Origin of the sequence: Streptomyces sp. NPDC047061, assembly GCF_040643955.1 — a bacterium.
Taxonomy (GTDB): domain Bacteria; phylum Actinomycetota; class Actinomycetes; order Streptomycetales; family Streptomycetaceae; genus Streptomyces.
Map to the genome: position 1 here is coordinate 19335 of NZ_JBEYVI010000026.1, position 17570 is coordinate 36904.

General features: G+C 71.4%; 15 protein-coding genes and 1 pseudogene. 4 read left to right on the forward strand and 12 right to left on the reverse strand.

The features are described 5' to 3' along the window. Positions 1-178 precede the first annotated feature (178 nt). Positions 179-730 (forward strand): DUF308 domain-containing protein, encoded by a 552-nt coding sequence (locus tag ABZ887_RS31140; RefSeq protein ID WP_361296385.1) that lies wholly within the window; start codon positions 179-181, stop codon positions 728-730. Between the two features lie 199 nt (positions 731-929). Here ABZ887_RS31140 and ABZ887_RS31145 read toward each other — a convergent pair whose 3' ends face one another. From ABZ887_RS31145 to ABZ887_RS31165, 5 genes and pseudogenes are all read right to left on the reverse strand, one after another. Then, positions 930-2138 carry a helix-turn-helix domain-containing protein gene (locus ABZ887_RS31145; RefSeq protein ID WP_361296388.1) on the reverse strand — a complete coding sequence of 403 codons (1209 nt, stop codon included), beginning with the start codon at positions 2136-2138 and terminating at the stop codon, positions 930-932. Between the two features lie 377 nt (positions 2139-2515). Beyond that, positions 2516-3700, reverse strand: a complete 1185-nt coding sequence (locus tag ABZ887_RS31150; RefSeq protein ID WP_361296391.1) for an ArgE/DapE family deacylase — start codon at positions 3698-3700, stop codon at positions 2516-2518. A 106-nt stretch (positions 3701-3806) separates the two neighbouring features. After that, a pseudogene (locus ABZ887_RS31155) lies at positions 3807-4619 on the reverse strand (pyridoxal-phosphate dependent enzyme); the annotation flags it as partial. Then, positions 4613-4921: a hypothetical protein gene (locus tag ABZ887_RS31160; protein ID WP_361296394.1), complete on the reverse strand. Its 309-nt coding sequence runs from the start codon at positions 4919-4921 to the stop codon at positions 4613-4615. The gene ABZ887_RS31160 and the pseudogene ABZ887_RS31155, both read right to left, overlap by 7 nt. Positions 4922-5017: 96 nt before the next feature. Further along, positions 5018-7381, reverse strand: coding sequence for a SpoIIE family protein phosphatase (locus ABZ887_RS31165; RefSeq protein ID WP_361296397.1), 2364 nt, complete (start codon positions 7379-7381; stop codon positions 5018-5020). Positions 7382-7788: 407 nt separating this feature from the next. Between ABZ887_RS31165 and ABZ887_RS31170 the strand changes: the two genes are divergently transcribed. Then, complete coding sequence (locus ABZ887_RS31170) at positions 7789-8358, forward strand: fasciclin domain-containing protein (protein ID WP_361296400.1); 570 nt, start codon at positions 7789-7791, stop codon at positions 8356-8358. Positions 8359-8452: 94 nt separating this feature from the next. Here ABZ887_RS31170 and ABZ887_RS31175 read toward each other — a convergent pair whose 3' ends face one another. The 4 genes from ABZ887_RS31175 to ABZ887_RS31190 are packed head-to-tail and all read right to left on the reverse strand — an operon-like array spanning position 8453 to position 12293. After that, positions 8453-9778, reverse strand: a complete 1326-nt coding sequence (locus tag ABZ887_RS31175) for an FAD-dependent oxidoreductase (protein ID WP_361296403.1) — start codon at positions 9776-9778, stop codon at positions 8453-8455. After that, a complete protein-coding gene (locus tag ABZ887_RS31180; protein WP_361296406.1) occupies positions 9775-10575 on the reverse strand; it encodes an amino acid ABC transporter ATP-binding protein in 801 nt (266 codons plus the stop codon). The genes ABZ887_RS31175 and ABZ887_RS31180 overlap by 4 nt, the downstream gene beginning before the upstream one ends. After that, complete coding sequence (locus ABZ887_RS31185) at positions 10572-11327, reverse strand: amino acid ABC transporter permease (RefSeq protein ID WP_361296409.1); 756 nt, start codon at positions 11325-11327, stop codon at positions 10572-10574. Before ABZ887_RS31185 ends, ABZ887_RS31180 begins: the two co-directional genes overlap by 4 nt. A 9-nt stretch (positions 11328-11336) precedes the next feature. Next, the gene (locus tag ABZ887_RS31190) at positions 11337-12293 is read right to left on the reverse strand and encodes a transporter substrate-binding domain-containing protein (protein WP_361296412.1); all 957 of its coding nucleotides are present in this window, start codon (positions 12291-12293) and stop codon (positions 11337-11339) included. Between the two features lie 194 nt (positions 12294-12487). Between ABZ887_RS31190 and ABZ887_RS31195 the strand changes: the two genes are divergently transcribed. Beyond that, positions 12488-13780, forward strand: a complete 1293-nt coding sequence (locus ABZ887_RS31195) for a sugar diacid recognition domain-containing protein (protein ID WP_361296415.1) — start codon at positions 12488-12490, stop codon at positions 13778-13780. A 56-nt stretch (positions 13781-13836) separates the two neighbouring features. On the opposite strand, the gene ABZ887_RS31200 is transcribed toward ABZ887_RS31195, so the two are convergent. The 3 genes from ABZ887_RS31200 to ABZ887_RS31210 all read right to left on the reverse strand — a co-directional run bounded on the left by ABZ887_RS31200 (position 13837) and on the right by ABZ887_RS31210 (position 16015). Next, complete coding sequence (locus ABZ887_RS31200) at positions 13837-14277, reverse strand: VOC family protein (protein WP_361296418.1); 441 nt, start codon at positions 14275-14277, stop codon at positions 13837-13839. Positions 14278-14805: 528 nt separating this feature from the next. Further along, positions 14806-15348, reverse strand: coding sequence for a hypothetical protein (locus tag ABZ887_RS31205; RefSeq protein WP_361296421.1), 543 nt, complete (start codon positions 15346-15348; stop codon positions 14806-14808). Positions 15349-15415: 67 nt separating this feature from the next. Continuing rightward, a complete protein-coding gene (locus ABZ887_RS31210) occupies positions 15416-16015 on the reverse strand; it encodes a hypothetical protein (protein ID WP_361296424.1) in 600 nt (199 codons plus the stop codon). A 253-nt stretch (positions 16016-16268) separates the two neighbouring features. Between ABZ887_RS31210 and ABZ887_RS31215 the strand changes: the two genes are divergently transcribed. Then, positions 16269-16826 (forward strand): DUF3291 domain-containing protein, encoded by a 558-nt coding sequence (locus ABZ887_RS31215; RefSeq protein WP_361296427.1) that lies wholly within the window; start codon positions 16269-16271, stop codon positions 16824-16826. Positions 16827-17570 lie beyond the last annotated feature (744 nt).

The following is a 17570-nucleotide window of genomic DNA, read 5'->3' on the forward strand; positions in this document are numbered from 1 at the left end:
GGACAGCTTCCGCGACGCTCGGGCACTGCCCCGACGGGCACTGCCCCGGCGGCCACTCCCCGCGGGTCCCGCGCCGGGACCGCGGCTCCATTGAACGCCCTGCCGCCCTGTGCGAGGGCACGAAGGCCCGGCGGGTTTTTGGGAGTTCGCCCAACGGGAGCGCCGATAGCTTCGCGGCATGAACAAGAGCCCCGTCGCCCGCCTGGGCGGTTCCTGGACCTGGCATCTGCTCTACGGGCTGGTCTCGATCGTCATCGGCGTCATATCCCTGGCGTGGCCCGGTCCGACCCTCGTCGTACTCGCGGTGGTCCTCGGTTCCCAGCTGATCGCCACCGGGGTCTTCCGGCTGGTGGGATCGGCGAGCCTGGGGGAGACCGGTACCGCCCGCACCCTCACCGCGGTCCTCGGCGTGGTGAGCCTGCTGCTAGGGCTGTACGCGATCCGGCACGTTCTGATCACGGTGCTCGCGCTGGGGCTGCTGCTCGGCGTCTACTGGATCGTGGACGGTTTCACCGCCGTGTTCGCGGCGGTCGACCATCCCGGCCTGCCCGGCCGCGCATGGAACGTCTTCATCGGGCTGCTCGGTGTCCTGGCCGGCCTGACGTTGCTGGTCTGGCCGGGGCTGTCGCTGCTGACGCTGTCCTTCCTGGCGGGGCTGTGGCTGATCATGCTCGGCGCCATGCAGCTCGGCCTGGCACGCCGGATCCGGGGCATCGCCCGACCGGCCTGACTCCATCCGCCGCGGGGTCGGTCCTCCGCAGGGTCGGTCCTCCCCGGGGTCGGTCCTCCGCGCGGCCTCCGGCTTCGGCCGCGGTCCTGAACCGGTCGCACCACGGCGGGTTCTGCGCCTCGGAACCCGTACTGATCAGCGGTCGGCTCCCTTCGGCCGATCGGTCTTCCCGGCCGGGTCCCCCGTGGCGAGACAGGCCCTAGTCGAAGGCGTCCGACCGCCCCGAGGCCGACTGCAGAGCCGGCGCGACGGCCTCCCAGGTGACAGCGAGCAGCACGAGGGTGCGGTCCCGCTGGTCCTTGAGCGACAGACCGGTCAGCTTCTCGATCCGTCCCGTCCGGTACAGCAGCGTGTTGCGGTGCACCGGCAGCGCGGCCGCTGCCGCAGTGCTGTCGAAGCCGTGGACGGCGAGGCACCGCAGAGTGTCCGCCAGATCCACGGCTTCGGCCCGCTCCAGCGGACCGAAGACCCGCCGGACGATCCGGTCGGAGGCTTCCGGGGAGTCGGCCAGCAGCAGTTCGGGCAGGTAGTCGTCGGCGCGTACCCGGCCCCGGCGTCCGGACCGGGCCGCGATCGCGAGCAACGCGCGCAGGCCGTCGACCGCCGCGCCGAGCCGGTCGCGGGCGAGTGGCGGGTCCTGGGCCAGGATCAGCCGCGGGTCCTCGAGAAACGCCCCCCAGCCGAACCCGGACGGTGTCAGCCCGGTCACCCGGACCCCCTCGGTGAACGCGAGCGCCCCTGCCGTGCGCAGCCGCGACGCGAGCTCGGCGTGCGAGGCGACCGTGGCCCCGGCCAGCAGGGCGGTGAACGGACGATACGGTTCCGCCAGGTCGAACCCGAGCCGGGCAGCCCGGTCCCGGTCCTCGATCGTGACCGGCAGCCGCGCGCACAACCGGTCGAACAAGGCTCGGGCGCGCCGGTCTCCGGCCGTGGACGGCGCGTCCTGCTGGTCGGCGTAGGCGCGCACGAACACGTCCACGACCAAGTCGAGGTAGTCCTCCAGACAGCCCCAGACCGTGTCCCACTCCGCGACGAGCACCGCCCGCTCCTCGTCGTCCGCCAGGTCGAGCAGTGCCTCCCAGAACATCCGCGCACCACGGCGGTAGACCAGGATGCTGTCCTCGATCGGCTGGCCGGCGACAGCCCGGACGCGCAGGAACTCGTGCAGTTCGGACCGGAGGTAACTGTCCGGCGGGACCCCGTTGATCATCCAGCGCAGTACGAGGTCGACGTTCCAGCGCACCACGGCCGTCCGGTCCACCGGCCACTCGAACCGGGTGTAGGCCGGCAACCGTCCGAACCCGGCCTCCATCCGCCGGACCACGACGCCGACGTCGAAGCGCTCCAGAACACGCCGCAGTTCACCACCGCCTGCCGCACCCGCACCGGACGGGGGAAGCCCATTCACGGACCCGATCCTTCCACACCCGCGCGCCCCTCCGGGCCCTCGATACCTGAGCCCTCCGGGACCCCCCGAGCCCCTGACGCCCTCGGGACTCCCCGACCAGTACGTGGTTCACGATGCCGTCGACCTGGCCGCCGAGCACCTGTCGGGGAAGGGCCCGCCGGCACGGACTCCGGGCCGGGATGGTCCGCGTCGTCCGGCTCGGCCTCCGCCTCGGGGACGGTGTTTTCGGGGGTGGCGCGGGCGCGCGGGACGAGCCGGACAGCGACCTCGGCGATCGCCAGGTCCGCTTCGGGGAGCAGGCTCGTGTGCGTATCGGCCGTGATGATGGTGCGTCTTTCGTTCCGTACCAGGCCCGGGGGCGGGCGCCGGCCGAGGGCTCAGGAACAGAAGTCCGCGAGGGTGTGGGTGAGGATGTCGGTGAGCCGGTCCAGCGAGGCGAGGTCCACGAACTCGGTGGCCGCGTGGGCGCCTTCGCCGTCGACGCCGAAGAGCAGGCAGGGGATGCCGGCGCGGTCCAGGAGGGCACAGTCGGTCCAGAAGGACTCGGCGCGCACCACGGGCGGGTGGCCCAGGGCCTGCTCGGCGTGGCGGGTGAGGGTGCGCACGATCAGGGCGTCGGAGTCGGCCTCGAAGGGCTCGCGGTGCAGCCCGCGCATCAACCGGTAGCGGAAGTCGGGGACCATGGTGGTGAGGTGGTCGAGTACGGCGGTCAGTTCGCGCTCGACGGTGTCGGCACTCTCGCCGGGGACGGTACGGCGCTCCAGGGTGATGCGGCAGTGCGCCGGGTAGGTGGAGGGCTCCTCGCCGCCATGGATGACGGAGGCGTGCACGGTGCCGGTGCCCAGGAGGGGGTGGGCCGGGCCCTGCGCGAGGTGATGTCCCAGTTCCTCCAGCGCGACCAGGAAGTGCCCGGCCCTGGCGATGGCGTCGATGCCCAGTTCGGGCCGCGAACCGTGGGCCGCGCGGCCTTCGATCTCCACGTCGTACCAGGCGAAGCCCTTGTGGGCGAGGGTGACTTCGAGATGGCTGGGCTCGGCGACGATCGCCGCGTCGGCCGTGAAGGACTCCAGCACTTCCTCGGTGCCCGAGCTGGCGTGTTCCTCGTCGGAGACGCAGGCGATGATGACGTCGCCGCGCAGGGGCCCGTGGGCGACAGCTCGGGCGCCGGCGACCATCATGGCCGCGATGCCGCCCTTCATGTCGAAGGTGCCGCGGCCGTACATCCGGCCGTCGCGGATCCGCGGGTCGAGCGGGTCACCGTCGTAGTCGGCGAGGCTGACGGTGTCGAGGTGGCCGTTGAGCATGAGGGAGCGGCCGCCGCCGGTGCCGCGGGCGATCGCGACGAGTGAGGGCCGGCCGGGACGCTTTTCCAGGCTGTGGACCTCGAAGCCGCGAGCGGCCAGCCATTCGCTGCAGAAGCCGGCGATGGCTGTCTCGCCGGCCCCGCCCGGTACGAGGTCCGGGTTGACGGAGTCGATGGCGATCAGCCGGGCCAGCAGGCGGGCCGGGTCCGAGTCCAGGGGATCACGGGGTACGGGAGTCGAGGCGGTTTCGGGGAGCATGCGGTCCTTCCGAGGTCTGACGCCGCCCCGCGTGATCAGGGGTGCGGCGGTGGGCGCGGCACGCGGGCATGCCGGTTCCGACAGGGTTCTCCTGGGTGTCGCGTGGTCAGTGGTGGGCGCCGGCGTGCGGGTTGGCGGCCGTGCCCTCGGTGCTCAGCAGCACGACCACCGAGGAGTCGTCGAGCCCCAGCGCCGTTCGGCGCTCTTCGGCACCTGTGCCGCTGAGGACCACCCGGAGACCGGCGAGCGGCGCGGCTCCGCAGGGACCCGAGAAGACGTCGAGGGCGGCGAGGTCGGCGGCCGCACGGGCGCTGTCCGCGTCGGGGATGGCCACGGCAGCATCCAGCCCGCCGTAGAGGTAGGGCCAGGCGATGCTGGACGGTGTGCCGCAGTTCAGCCCGGCCATGGTGGTGTCACCGGTCGTGACGCTGACGGATTCGCCCAGGGTGAGACTTTCCAGGACGCAGGCCGCGGCCTCCGGCTCCACCGACAGCAGCGCGGGAGCCTGCCCGGAGGGACGGCTGCGGTAGTGGGTGATCACGGCCTGAGCGAGCGACCCGACGCCCACCGGTACGGCGACGAGGTCAGGTCTGACGGCGCCCACGGCCGCCAACTGCTCGTCGATCTCAACGCACAGAGTGGAGTAGCCCTCGACGATCCACCCCGGGATCTGCTCGTAGCCCTCCCAGGCAGTGTCCTGGACGAGGGCCGCGTCGGGTCCGGAAGCCGCTTCGGCCGCCAGGCGCACGGCCTCGTCGTACGACCCTGCCACCTCGGTGACCTTCGCCTGCTCGGCGACGATGGCGGCCACTGCCTGCGGATGCACACCCTGCGGGACGAAGACATGGGCGTGCTGCCCGAGCAGACGTGCCGTGCGGGCCACCGCCCGGCCGTGGTTGCCGTCGGTGGCGGTCACCAGAGCCGTCGGCGGCCAAACTGCGGGGGCAGGGAGTCGTCCGGGGTCTGCCGGCAACGCAGCAGGACGGGCCCGTCATGGCGGCGCCCGAAGCGGGTGCCGAGCGCGGTCAGCAGCGGATCCTTGGACAGTTGGGCGAAGCGGGCCCGGGTCCTGTCGTCCGTTTTGTCCTGCTGCCAGGCCCGCGCTCCCACGACCGCCACCGCCACCAGGCCGAGGGCGACGGCCGCCACCATGAGACGGCGGAGGTTGCGCCGCCGCCACGGCCGGCCAGGTTCAAGCTCGGGCTTGGGGTCAGCAGACATACCTGTGACACATCGCATCCTTGACGGTGTCCCACTTCTTCCTGCCGGGCACGGACACCTTGCGGCCTGAGCTCCGAACTCCCAGGATTGCCGTGGCTACGGCATGTGCAGCACCTGTTCGCCCCAGATGGTCTTGCCGGTGCGGGTGTAGCGGGTGCCCCAGCGCTGGGTGAACTGGGCGACCATGAACAGGCCGCGGCCGCCCTCGTCGAACACCCGGGCCCTGCGGAGGTGCGGGCTGACGCTGCTGCCGTCGCTGACCTCGCAGATCAGCGTCTCGCCCTTGATGAGCCGCAGCCGGATCGGCCCTCCGGCGTGCCGCATCGCGTTGGTGACCAGCTCGCTCACCACCAGCTGCGTGACGAACGCGGCCTCCGCCAGTCCCCACAGGGCGAGTTGCTCCGCCGCCAGCCTGCGGGCGTCGGCGACGACCGCGGGGTTGCCGGGCAGGTCCCAGCTGGCGAGGCGGTCCTCGTCGAACACGCGGGGGCGGGCCAGGAGCAGGGTGACGTCGTCGGCGTGCGGTTCGGGGCACAGGGTGTCCAGGACGGTGTCGCACAGGGCGTCTAGCGAGGTGGCCGGCAGGGCGAGGGCGCCGCAGAGGTCGGAGAAGCCTTCGTCGAGGTCGCGGTTCCGGGTGGTGAGGAGACCGTTGGTGAACAGGGCCAGCAGGCCCCCTTCGGGCACGATGACGTCCGCCGCCTCGAACGGCAGGCTGCCGAGTCCCAGCGGAGGGCCGCAGGGCATGTCGATGACACTGCTGGTGCCGTCCGGGTGGATCAGCACGGGTGCGGGGTGGCCGGCGCGGGCCAGGGAGCAGGTGCCGGAGACCGGGTCGTAGACGGCGTACAGGCAGGTGGCGCCGACGTCGCCGGGGATCTCACGGGTGGGATCGACGACATCGTCCCCCGCGGTGTGGGTGACGATGTCGTCGAGGTGGGTGAGGAGTTCCTCGGGTGGCAGGTCGATGTCGGCGAGGGTGCGCACGGCGGTACGCAGGCGGCCCATCGTCGCGGAGGCGTTGATGCCGTGGCCGACGACGTCGCCGACCACCAGGCCGACCCGTGCTCCGGGCAGCGGCACCACGTCGAACCAGTCACCGCCCACCTGCGCGCCGCCGCCCGCGGGCAGGTAACGGGCGGCCGTCTCCACCGCGGGGTGCACGGCCGACTCCCGGGGAAGCAGGGCCCGCTGCAGTGCGAGCGCGATGCCGCGCTCCCGCGTGAACCGGCGGGCGTTGTCCAGGCAGATCGCGAGCCGGTCGACGAGGTCCTCGCTGATCGCCGTGCAGTCCGGGCCGAAGGATTCCTCGTGCGAGGCCGCGTACCTGACGAACAGGACTGCCCCGAGGGAGACGCCCTGCGCACGGATCGGCACGGCGATGAGCGAGTGGGGGCCGAAGGTATTCGCGAGGGACGTCTGGACGGGGTCCTCGGCCAGCCAACCGGTGATCTCGGGATCGTCGGTGCTGTGCCGGACGGCCCGGCCCTCGGCCAGACACCGGGCGACCGGCGACGACCGTGGATGGGTGCGTACGTCCGTGGTGCTGATCAGCGTGTCGAGTCGGTGTCCGGCAGCCCATTGGTATGCCGCCATGCGCAGGGCGGTGGCACCCCGAGGAAGGACGGGTGCGGGCAGCTCACCGTGGAAGACGGGTTCCAGCAGGTCCACGCTGACGAAGTCGGCGAAGCGGGGGACCGCGAGTTCCGCGAATTCCCGTGCGGTTCCCACGATGTCCAGGCTCGTACCCACGCGCGTCCTGGCCTCGCTGATCAGGGCGATGCGCTCCCTGGAGTCGTACTGCTGGGAGTAGTCGGAGGCCGCGACGCCCACCGCGCAGACCGAGCCGTCCGCGTCCTTGAGCGGGAAGACGTCCATGGCCCAGGCGTGCGCCTTGGACTCCCCGGGGAGCCTGACGATGGGCTCCGCCGCTTCCGCCTTCCCGGTCCTGGCCACGCGAAGGACCCGCCGCTCCACCTCCTCGATCGCGTTGCCCTGGAGGATCTCGGTGAGGCGCCGACCGCGGGCCTCCTCCTCGGAGAAGCCCCCCACGCCGAGCATCGGCCGGTTCCCGCGCAACAGGCACGCGTCGAGGTCGCAGATGGCCACGGCAAGCGGCTGCTGCTCGAACGTCCACTGCGGGAGCAGGGCCTCCCGGGGTGTGCCGGTGCCGGTGCCAGTGCCGGTGGTGTCGGTGCCGGTCGTGGCCTCGGGCACGGCCGTCAGCAGGAGCAGGAAGCCGCAGTCCCGATCGGTGTCCTGCAGCGGACACAGATTCACCTGCGCCTGCAGCGGGAGGCCGTCGCGGTGCCGCAGCGTGCCCTCGGCCGTCAGCAGGTCGTCCACCGGTTTGCCGATGATTTCGGCAGGGGCGTATCCGAGCAGTTCCTGCGCACCACTGCTCCAGCGGGTGATGCAGCCGTCCCGGTCCAGTACGCCTACCGCGGCGGACGCGTCCAAACGAGCACCGGTGAATGGGCGAGTATCGCGCCTGCCCCAGGTGTGCATGGTGGTCTCTGATCTCTCGTCGCAGGCAGTATCCACAGTGCGCCCGGGATCAGGAGCTGGCAAGTTTCAGGCGAGCTGAGCGGGAAGCGTCGTCGGGGGCACGCCTGTCGGTGACTCTCCGTGGAGGGAAGGTTTCCGCTTCGTAGCACGAACCCGTGGTCAGGTCGGTCGAACGACGCTCCGGCGGCCACCCGGCACCGGGCCTGCGCGGGGCCCGGGCCTTCGAGATGCGGCCGTCGGCTGCCGCTGGATACGCTCGCTGAGTCGCCCGGTGACGATGCCCCGAGGTCATGGCGCAGTCCAGACCTCTGCAGTGTTCACGCCTCCACGGGAGGAAGGTTGCGATGAGGTTCTCTCGCATGCGTATGCGCACGGCGAACGCCACGGCGGCAGCCCTGGTCGCCGTCCCGCTGACGCTGATGGGTACGGCGTCGCAGGGCCACGCGCAGGACGCGTCTCCCAGCCCCTCGGGCACGTTCGGACCCGGCTGTGCGGGGCTCTCCCAGAAGGTCGGCACGGTCAAGGACAAGGTCGTGGAGGCCGCGGCCGCGTTTCCGCAACTCAGCCACCTGGTCTCCGCCGCGGTCAGGGCGCAACTGAACGGTGCCCTCGACGGGAAGCCCGGCGTCACGGTCTTCGCCCCCGACGACCATGCCTTCCAGACGGTGACCGTGGCACAGCTGGCCTCGCTCCTCGCCGACCAGGGGCAGTTGAAGAAGGTGCTGACCTACCACGTCGTGGACCGGCAGATCACCCCGGACGAGCTCTCCCACGGCTCCTTCAAGACAGTGGAAGGCAGCAAACTGACCACGTCGGGCTCGGGCACCGACTTCAAGGTCAACGGCAAGGCGAACATCGTCTGCGGCAACATCAAGGCCGCGAACGCCACCATCTATGTCATCGACGCGGTTCTCCAGCCGCCGTCCTGACTCCGCTCCCGTTGCCGGGTGCCGCCCCGTTGCCGGGTGCCGCGGCCGACGGCGGGGGCGGTGGGGCCGACGGTGGGAGCGGTGGGGTCGTTGTTCAGCGGCGGATCCGGTCGAAGGCGAAGGGTGTCAGGGGTTCGGGGCGGTGGCCGGTGAGGAGGTACCGGGTGAGGTGGTGGCCGGTGGCCGGGCCCAGGGTGACGCCGAGCATGCCGTGGCCGGTGGCCGCGTAGGCGTTGGCGTGGCCCGGGACGCGGTCGATGACGGGGAGGCCGTCGGGGAGGAAGGGCCGTCCGCCGACCCAGGGGTCGCGGATCAGGCCGACCAGGTCGTCCGGGTCGTCGAACCAGCGCCCCAAATAGTGCCGGCTGGCGAGGGCGACGGCGACGACGCGGCGCCAGTCGAGGCGGTTGTTGTTGCCGCTGAGCTCCATCGTGCCGCCGATGCGCGTGGTCGTGCCGATCGGTGAGGCGACGGCCCGGCGCTCGCCGAAGTAGAGCGTGTGCCGGGGCGCCGGGTCCAGGTCGACCGAGAAGCTGTAGCCCTTGCCCGCCTGGAGGGGCAGCGGATGGCCGAGGCGGCCGAGGAGGGCCGAGGAGCGGGTGCCGGCCGCGATGACGACGGCCGCGCAGGGGATGTCGCCCTGGGTGGTGCGCAGGGCGGTGACCCTGCCCCCGCCCCCGCCCCCGCTCCCGCTCCCGCTCCCGCTCCCGGAGGTGCGGAAGCCGGTCGCCTCCGCGTTCTCGTGGATCTTCACCCCGGATGCGGCGAGTGCCTCGCCGAGCGCACGGGCGAACGCCTCCGGGTCGACCACGCCCTCCCCCTCGACGAGGTACGCGGCGCGCACCCGGTCCGAGAGCGCCTCGTCCAGCAGCCGTGCCGCGGAGCCGGTGACGACGTCGTCGGGGAGCGGGTAGCGGTCGTGGGCCATCTCGCGCTGGACGGCGAGGTGGTGGCGGGCCTCGGCCGGGGAGAGGAAGGCGTGCACCATGCCGGGGCGGGTCAGGGTGGTGTCGACGCCGGCCGCGTGCAGGCCGTCGAAGAGGTCGAAGGTGTCGCGGTTCAGCTCGGCGATCGCCGCGTAGCCGCGCTGGAAGGCGGCCGGTGTGCTGCTGCGCCAGAACCGCCACAGCCACCGTACGAAGGCCGGGTCGGGCAGGGGCCGCAGGTAGAGGGGCGAGTCCGGGCGGCCCAGTGAGCGCAGGGCGTAGCGCACGACGCCGGGGGCCGGGACGGGGGTGGAGTGGCTGAGGCAGATCCAGCCCGCGTTGCCGCGGGAGGCTCCCGAGGCCAGGCCGCGGCGCTCGACGACCTCCACGGGGACGCCGGCCTCGGCCAGGTAGTAGGCGGTGCAGAGGCCCACCACGCCGCCCCCGACCACCACCACGGGGCCGTCGCCGCCGAGGCCGGGTGTGGTGGTCATGACGCGGATCCGTACGCGGCGAGGAACTCCCGGGTCCGGGGCTGGGCGGGGTGGTCCAGGACGTCCTGCGGCCTGCCCTCCTCCACGATCCGGCCGCGGTCGACGAAGACGACGTGGTCGGACACCTCGCGGGCGAAGGGGAGTTCGTGGGTGACCAGCAGCATCGTCATGCCGTCCGCGGCCAGTTCCCGCATCACGCTCAGCACCTCGCGGGTGGCCTCCGGGTCGAGGGAGGACGTGGGCTCGTCGAAGAGCAGCACCTCGGGTCTGAGGGCGAGGGCCCGGGCGATGGCGACGCGTTGCTGTTCTCCGCCGGAGAGCATCTCGGGCTGGGCGAGGGCGCGGTGGGCCACGCCGACCCGGCGCAGCAGCGTGACGGCCCGCTCCAGCGCCGCCTGCTCGGGGACACCGGCCGTGCGCTGGGCCAGGACGACGTTCTCCACGGCGGTGAGGTGCGGGAAGAGGTTGAACCGCTGGAAGACCATGCCGACCGTGCGGCGGAGTCCGGGCAGGTCGCGGCAGACCTTCCGGCCGTCCTGGTGGACGACTTCGCCGGCCACTTCGACGGTGCCCGCGTCCGGGGATTCCAGCAGGTTGACGCACCGCATCAACGTCGTCTTCCCGCCGCCGCTCTGCCCGATGACGCTCACGATGCTGCCCCGGTCGACCTCCAGGTTCACGTCGTCGAGGACCGTACGGCCGTCGAAGGCCTTGCGGAGACCTCGGATGCGTACGACCGCCCCGGTGGGCGACGACGACGTGGTCCTGGTCTCGGTCGTGGTGACAGGCTCGGTCATACGACCGCCTCCTTCCGGTCGGTTCCCGCGCCGAGGTCGGCGGCGAGCAGGGCGCGGGCGGCGCGGATCCGGCGCCGTCGCCACGGGGACAGGGGGACGCCGGCCCGTACCTTCCGTTCCAGCAGCAGGAGCAGCTGGGAGAGCGGGTAGCACAGGGCGAAGTAGACGGCCGAGATGACCAGGTAGACCTCCAGCGCCCGGAAGGTGGCCGAGGTGATGAGCCGCCCCTCCGACATCAGCTCGGCGGCGGAGATGGTGACGAGCAGCGAGGTGGACTTCAGCAGGTCGACGAGCATGGTGTTGGTGCCGGCCAGGGCAAGCCGGACGGCCTGCGGCAGGACGACGTGGCCGAAGATGCCGGCCCGGCCCAGGCCCAGTGCCTCGCCCGCCTCGGTCTGTCCGGCGTGCACCCCGCTGATCGCGGAGCGGAAGATCTCGGAGAGGTAGGCGGCGTAGAAGACGACGAGGCTCAGGCAGCCGGCGGTGAACACGTCCAGCCGGATGCCGGCCGAGGCCAGGCCGAAGTACGAGAGGAAGATGATGGCGAGGAGGGGGACGTTCTTGAACACCTCGGTGTAGACGGCGGCGAGCGCCCGTGCGGGCCACACCCGGCTGAGCCGGAGCAGCGCCACCGCCAGGCCGAGGACGACCGCGCCGGCGAAGCTGACCACGGTGTAGGACACGGTGCGGCCGAGCGCGGCGGTCAGGTCGGGGCGGTAGTCGGACCAGGGGACCTGGAAGAAGCCGGACATGTCATCCCCTCACTGGCCGGCGGAAGAAGTGGAGCCGATGGTCGGCGGGGTCCAGTCGGCGGGGCGGTCGACGCCCTGGCGCGCGGCGGCCATGCCGGCCGAGGGCTTGAGGAACTGCTCGGGATCGCCGCCGTACTTCTTGATGAGCTTCGCCAACTCGCCGTTCTTGTACATGGCGTCGATCTGCGCGGAGATCGCCTTCTCCAGCTTCGGCTCCTGCTTCGGGAGGTAGAAGCCGGTCTGGTACGGCTGGAAGTAGGAGTACGCGGGCTTCGCCTTGACCTGCGCGGCGGTGGGCGGGGTGAGGTACTCGGTACTGATCTTCAGATCCGGGCGCTGTTTCTGGGCCGCGATGATGAGCAGCGGGTCGAGGAAGCCGACGTCGATGCGGCCCGCGCCGAGGTCGTCGAAGACACCGTTGGCGTCCGGGTAGGCGTGCAGCTCGGCGCCGGGCACGGACTGGATGGACTTGACCCAGACGTAGCCCTCGACCGTGCCGAGGTTCAGGTTCTCCAGGTCGTCGACCGTCCTGTAGGTCTTGCCGTCGCGGACGGCCATCGCCGGGGGCGAGTAGTAGGGCGGGTCGGTGAACAGGCCCTGCTTCTGCCGGTCGGCGGACCAGGCGACCCCGCCGACGGTGATGTCGACCCGGCGGGACTGCACCCCGGCGAGCATGCCGGCGAAGTCCGTCACCTGCGGCTTGATCTCCAGGCCCAGCTTCTTGGCGGCGTAGGCGAGGATGTCGCCGTCCAGGCCGACGATCCTGCCGCCCTGGACGGTGGTGTACGGCGCGTACGGCTCGACGGCGACCTTGATGACGCCGGGTGTGAGGGTGCCGAGGGCGGCGGTCTTCGCGGAGACGTTCTTCGGGGCGTCGTCACCGCCCGAGCCGCAGGCGGCAACGGAGGAAAGCAGGAGGAAAGTTGACAAAGAGGCGGCGATGGAGCGCACACGGATCATCGGCATGGGCCTTCCGTTCCGGCTGAGGGAGCCCGCCGTTCACCGCGTTGTGCCCCCGGCGGGGAGGTGATTGGGGCCATACGCTAAGGAGCGGCCCGCCGTACGTCACCGGTCACTTCGTACACAGTTGTGGCTGGAATCGTTCCCTTCCCTGTACGGTGCGTCCAAGCCAGGCCCGCCCCGCGACGGGAGGAACGCCCGTGCTGAGCCCGTCACTCGCGCAGGAGATCGCCGGGGACACCTCCGCCGTCATCGGCTTCAACGTGCTGATCACCGATGCGGAGGGCATGGTCATCGGCAGCGGCGACAGCAGCCGTGTCGGCACCTTCCACGAGGCGTCCGTGCAGGTCGTCCGCACCCAGGAGGCCGCCACGCACAACGCGTCCCAGGCCCAGCAGCTGCGCGGTGTGCGCCCGGGCATGACGCTGCCGTTGATCGCGGGCGGGCAGGCGGTGGGGACGGTCGGGATCACCGGGACGCCGGCCCAGGTCCGGCGTTTCGGGCTGCTGGTGAAACGGCAGACGGAGATCCTGCTGCGGGAGTCCGTGATGCTGCGCTCCCGGCTGCTGGCCGAGCGCGCGGGCGAGAAGCTGCTCGCCGACATCGCCGCCTACGATCCCGAGGTCGTCGAGGGCGAGTTCCTCGTGTTCCGGGCCGCCGAACTCGGCTTCGACCTGCGGCTGCGGCGGGTCGCGGTGGCGTTCGAGGTGACCGTGCCCACCGCGGCCGCGCACCGCCAGGGCACCCACCGCGCCGACCATCACGCGGCCCACCGCCAGGGCACGTACCGCCGGAGCGCACCCCGTCAGAGCGCGTACCGCCAGGCCGCGCCCACCCTGGCGCTGGTCCGTTCCGAACTGCTCCGCACCGTCGGCGAGGTCTTCGCCGACCCCCAGGACATCATCGCCGCCACGGCCCCCGGCTGGATCGGCGTCCTGCACCGGCTGCCGGCCCATGGCTCCACGGAGTCCCTGGCCGCCGACTGCCGCCGCGTCACCGACGCCATCGCCGCCCAGGACGGGCTGGCCGCCCGTGCGGGCATCGGCGAGCCGGCCACCTCCGTCGGCGGGCTGCACGACTCCTACCAGGACGCGTGCGAGGCGCTTCGCCTCGGTACCCGCGTGGCGGGCGGCTCCGCCGTCCACCTCATCACCGATCTGCGGGTCCACCAGGTGCTGACCGCGGTGAGCCAGTCCGCCCGCAACCGCCTGCTCGACCTCACGACCGCGGACCTGCGCACCCAGCCGGACTGGCCGGCGCTCCGCGACACGATCACCGCCTGGTGCGAGAGCGGGTTCAACCTGGTCAGGGCGTCCGAGGCCCTGCACGTCCACCGCAACACCGTCGTCTACCGGATGAACAAGATCGAGCAGATCACCGGCCGCCCGCTGCGCGAACACCGGACCACCATGGCGCTCTACCTCGCCTGCCTGGCGGACCAGTTGGGCGGCGGCACCGACTCCGGAAGCGGAGCCGACCGCGATCGCGGCTGAGGGTCGTAGGCGATGTCGGGCCCCCGCCCCGCACCGCGTGGTCCGGTTGCTACTTCTCAGCGCAGTTGCTCGGCCAGTCCGACGATGATGCCCTCCGGGCCGCGGAGGTAGCAGAGCAGATGGCTGTCCTCGAACCGGGCGATCTCGCCGACGAGTTCGGCGCCGTGCGGGCGCAGACGGGCCACGGTGTCCTCGATGTCGTCGACCGCGAACATGACGCGGTGCGTGCCCACAACGTTGTGCGGCCGGTCGCGCGGCCCGGCGCTGCTCGCCGCGGGACTGCGGTACTTCGCCAGCTCGAGCCGGCCGTGCCCGTCCGGGGTCCGCACCATCGCGATGTCACAGCGGACGCCGTCCAGCCCGGTGCACCGGTCGGCGAAGAGACCCTCGACCTCCGCCCTGCCCTCCAGCTCCATCCCGAGTTCCACGAAGAACGCGATCGCGGCATCCATGTCCTCGACGACGATGCCCACGTTGTCCATCCGCTGAATCGCCATGCCGATCTCTCCCTCTTCCTCGTACGGCCCGTGGCGGCCACGCGACCGCTGATGCCCCTGGGACGGAGCACGCGGCACCATCTCGACATCCACAGGCCGCCGGACTCCGGAGCATCCGCATCACGCCTCAGGCCGGTTCCCTCCGCATGCACCGACCCACCGCCACCACGATGAGAGTGCCTCGAGAATGCCTCCCACGAAGGCCCGCACCGTGGTTGCCGCGCTGTGCAAGGTGTCGATCAGGGCAGCCACCATCGCCGCGGGACGGAGGCGGTGCGCGGTCGGCGCTGGCAGGTCACTGCTTGGCCATCGACGAAGCCCAGCCGCCGATTGGGTCCCGGACGAGTCTCCGGGCCGCCCTCAGGCAGACCAGGGATGCAACCATTCCCTTCAGAGCTGGAACCCCCGGAAGCCGACCGCGCGCCAGAGACCATAGCCGTATGCACTGACAACGGTCCCGACGGCAACGGCGCTGAGCCCGACAGGGGGAAGCAAGGCCGCTGCACATCCGGCCTTCGACGTGCCTCATCATCCCCGGGCGGTGATGTCGGTGATCTCCACGGACACATGCGTACCCGCCGAAGCGGTGCTGATCATGGATGGCGTGTAGTTCAGACTCGTCCGGTCCGACAGTTCGGCCGTCTCGATGACCGGGCCGGACTCGTCGCCGTGGATCTCGTAAGTGATCTCGTACACGGCGTCCGGGTCGATACTCTCGCTGTCCCCCAGGTAGGTGAGTTCCGGCTCGACCGTCACACTGCAGCCGGCCGTCCCGAAACACTGCCGCTTCGTGGTTCCCAGCTCGATGGTGAAGCTGTCGGCGGTCACCTCGTCGTACGACGGCGTGGTGGTCGGTGTCTCCGTGGCCGACGGCTCCGTGGCGCCGCCTGCCGGCTCGGCGGCCGCGGCCGCCTTGCTGCCGTAGCCGGAGTGCGCGACGACCACTCCGGTGCCGACGACGGCCGCGATGACGGCGGCGGCCGATGCCGCGATGATCAGGTTGGTGCGGGACTTCTTCACCGGTGGTGTCGGGCTGTACGAAGGCATCGGTGGTGGGCCGGCGTCGGTCATGGTTCCCCCGGGGCAGTTGTTCGGTTCGAGGACGGACGGACGGGCGGGCGGGAATCCGCGGCCGCCCCTACTGCCAGCCGCCGGTGAAGTCGCTGCTGAGCTGGGCGTCGCAGATGTTGTAGCCGCCGGACGCGTGCGCGGACTTCGTCTGGCCGTCCACGGTCACGCTGCAGTTGATGTCCCCCGAACCCTGCAGCTGGGCGTTGAGCGTGTAGTACATCGCCCCCTTCTTGAAGGGCAGGGTGGCTTCGAACCCGCCGTCCCTGAACGCGCCCTGGCGGGTGTCGCTGTCGGAGCCGTAGGTGATGTCGAGACCGCCGAGCACTCCGGCCGGGGCGGTTCCCCAGACTTTGAAGACGACGGTCTTCGGGGCGTCGGCCTTCTTGCCGTCGGCCCTCTCGTCACCGGCCTCCTTGCTGTCGTCCTTGGCGCCCGCGGCCGCGCTGTTGCCGGTCGTGGTGGAGGACGCGGGCTTCGAGGCGCTGCCGCCGACGGATGCGGTGGCGATGCCGAGGACGACGGCCACGCCGATGAGGCCGAGACAGCCGAAACCGATGATCTTCCCTGCGCCGGGTCCCTTTTTCGGCGGCTGCGGCAGGAACGGCGGCTGCCTGTACGGCTGCTGCGGGCCGACCCATCCGGAATGCTGCGGCTGGTGGTTGCTCATGGGTCCCCCTCAGATGTCTGCTGTCGAAAGCAAAATGTGGGACATGTGCAGATGGCGTGCGGTTGCCGCTTACCTGAGGGATTCACCCGGTCGTGGTAAAGCGGGCAGGCGCGGCTGCGGCAGCGGAATCCGCCCAGGTGCAGGAGGCCACTTGGACAGGGAGAACGCAACTTCGACATGGGCCGCAGAGGCAGCTACCTTCACCGCCACCGAACCGGGCCCACAGCAGGCACCCCCGACCAGGGAGAGACGCATGCCCCGTCTTGCGCTGTACACATTCGGCGTCCTGAAGTCACCTCTCGCCGATCGCGCACCTCTCACGCGCGACTTCTACGACATGGGTGAGGCCGTCTACCCGAAGATCAGTCAGCATCCCGGGTACCTCGCGCACGCTGAAGCGGCAGGCGGTGACCGGGGTGTGCTCTTCGAGGCGGACTGGGATGTCTGGGGAGAGTTCGCCGTACCGGCCTGGTACGGCAAGGGCCGTACGGCGGAGACCACCGCCCTGGCCGCGACCCTCTCACTCTGGACCGACCTGCGCTCCGCCTTCGACGCCGTCTACACCGGTCCGCACCGTGAGGCGCTGAACAGGCGTTACGACTGGTTCGAGAGGACAGGACACCCGAGTCACGTGTTCTGGTGGGTCTCCGACGGCGTGATACCCACCTGGCAGGACGGGGTTTCCAGACTTGAGCACCTCCGCGACCACGGTTCCGCGCCGCACGCCTTCACCTTCCACCACTCGTTCGCCCCGGACGGAACTCCGGCCAGGATCGAGGGCATCGGGCCACAGAGCGACCAGGTTCGCTGACAAGGCCAGCGGGTCCTCGCCGCGCGGCTCTTCCCACCATGAGCGCCGACCACCGAACTCGCGCGGCAGAGCGTCGTACATCGCAGCCCACCCCCCTGCCCGGTGCCCCGGTCACCGCTGGGGCACCATGGTCTTCCCGTAACTCGCCCTCGTCGAGGGGCTGTTGGAGCCATGCGTGCATTCGTGAGGCGCTCGGGGACCGCGACGGGGAGGATCCGTTCATGCGCATGCGGCGAGAGGCCCGCTGGGTCCTGTGGGGGCTGTGGCTTGCTTGTCTCGGGTTCTCCGTCTGGTTCTTCGCGGAGGTGATCACGCTCTTCCTGCAGGCCGAGTCGTGGTGACGCGGCGAGGTGCCGTGCCGTTCCCGCGCGGGAACGGCGGGAACGGCGGGAACGGCGGGAACGGACGGGGAGTCGGGATGCGCCGGGGCGCCTGCCTTCACCTTCCCGCCGTTGGGCGCCGGTGGCCGGATCCGGTGATGGCGTGGCGGCGGGCGGGGAGATTTCCCATGGCTGGGGCGCGGGCGGCGGGGCGGTGGGTCCGAAGGGGTCCGTAGCGGGCCGGAAGCGGATCGGAAGCAGCTCGGTTCTGGCCACGGAAGCGGTGGCGCTGGTCGCATCGGAGGCGTCAACCGCCTTGCCGCGCACCGCTGTTCACCGCCGGCCCAGGACAGGTCCGTCACCGTGCGGGCCTGCCGCCGGGTCGGCCGGAGCGGGCCCGGTGCACTGCCGTCACCGCTGGAGA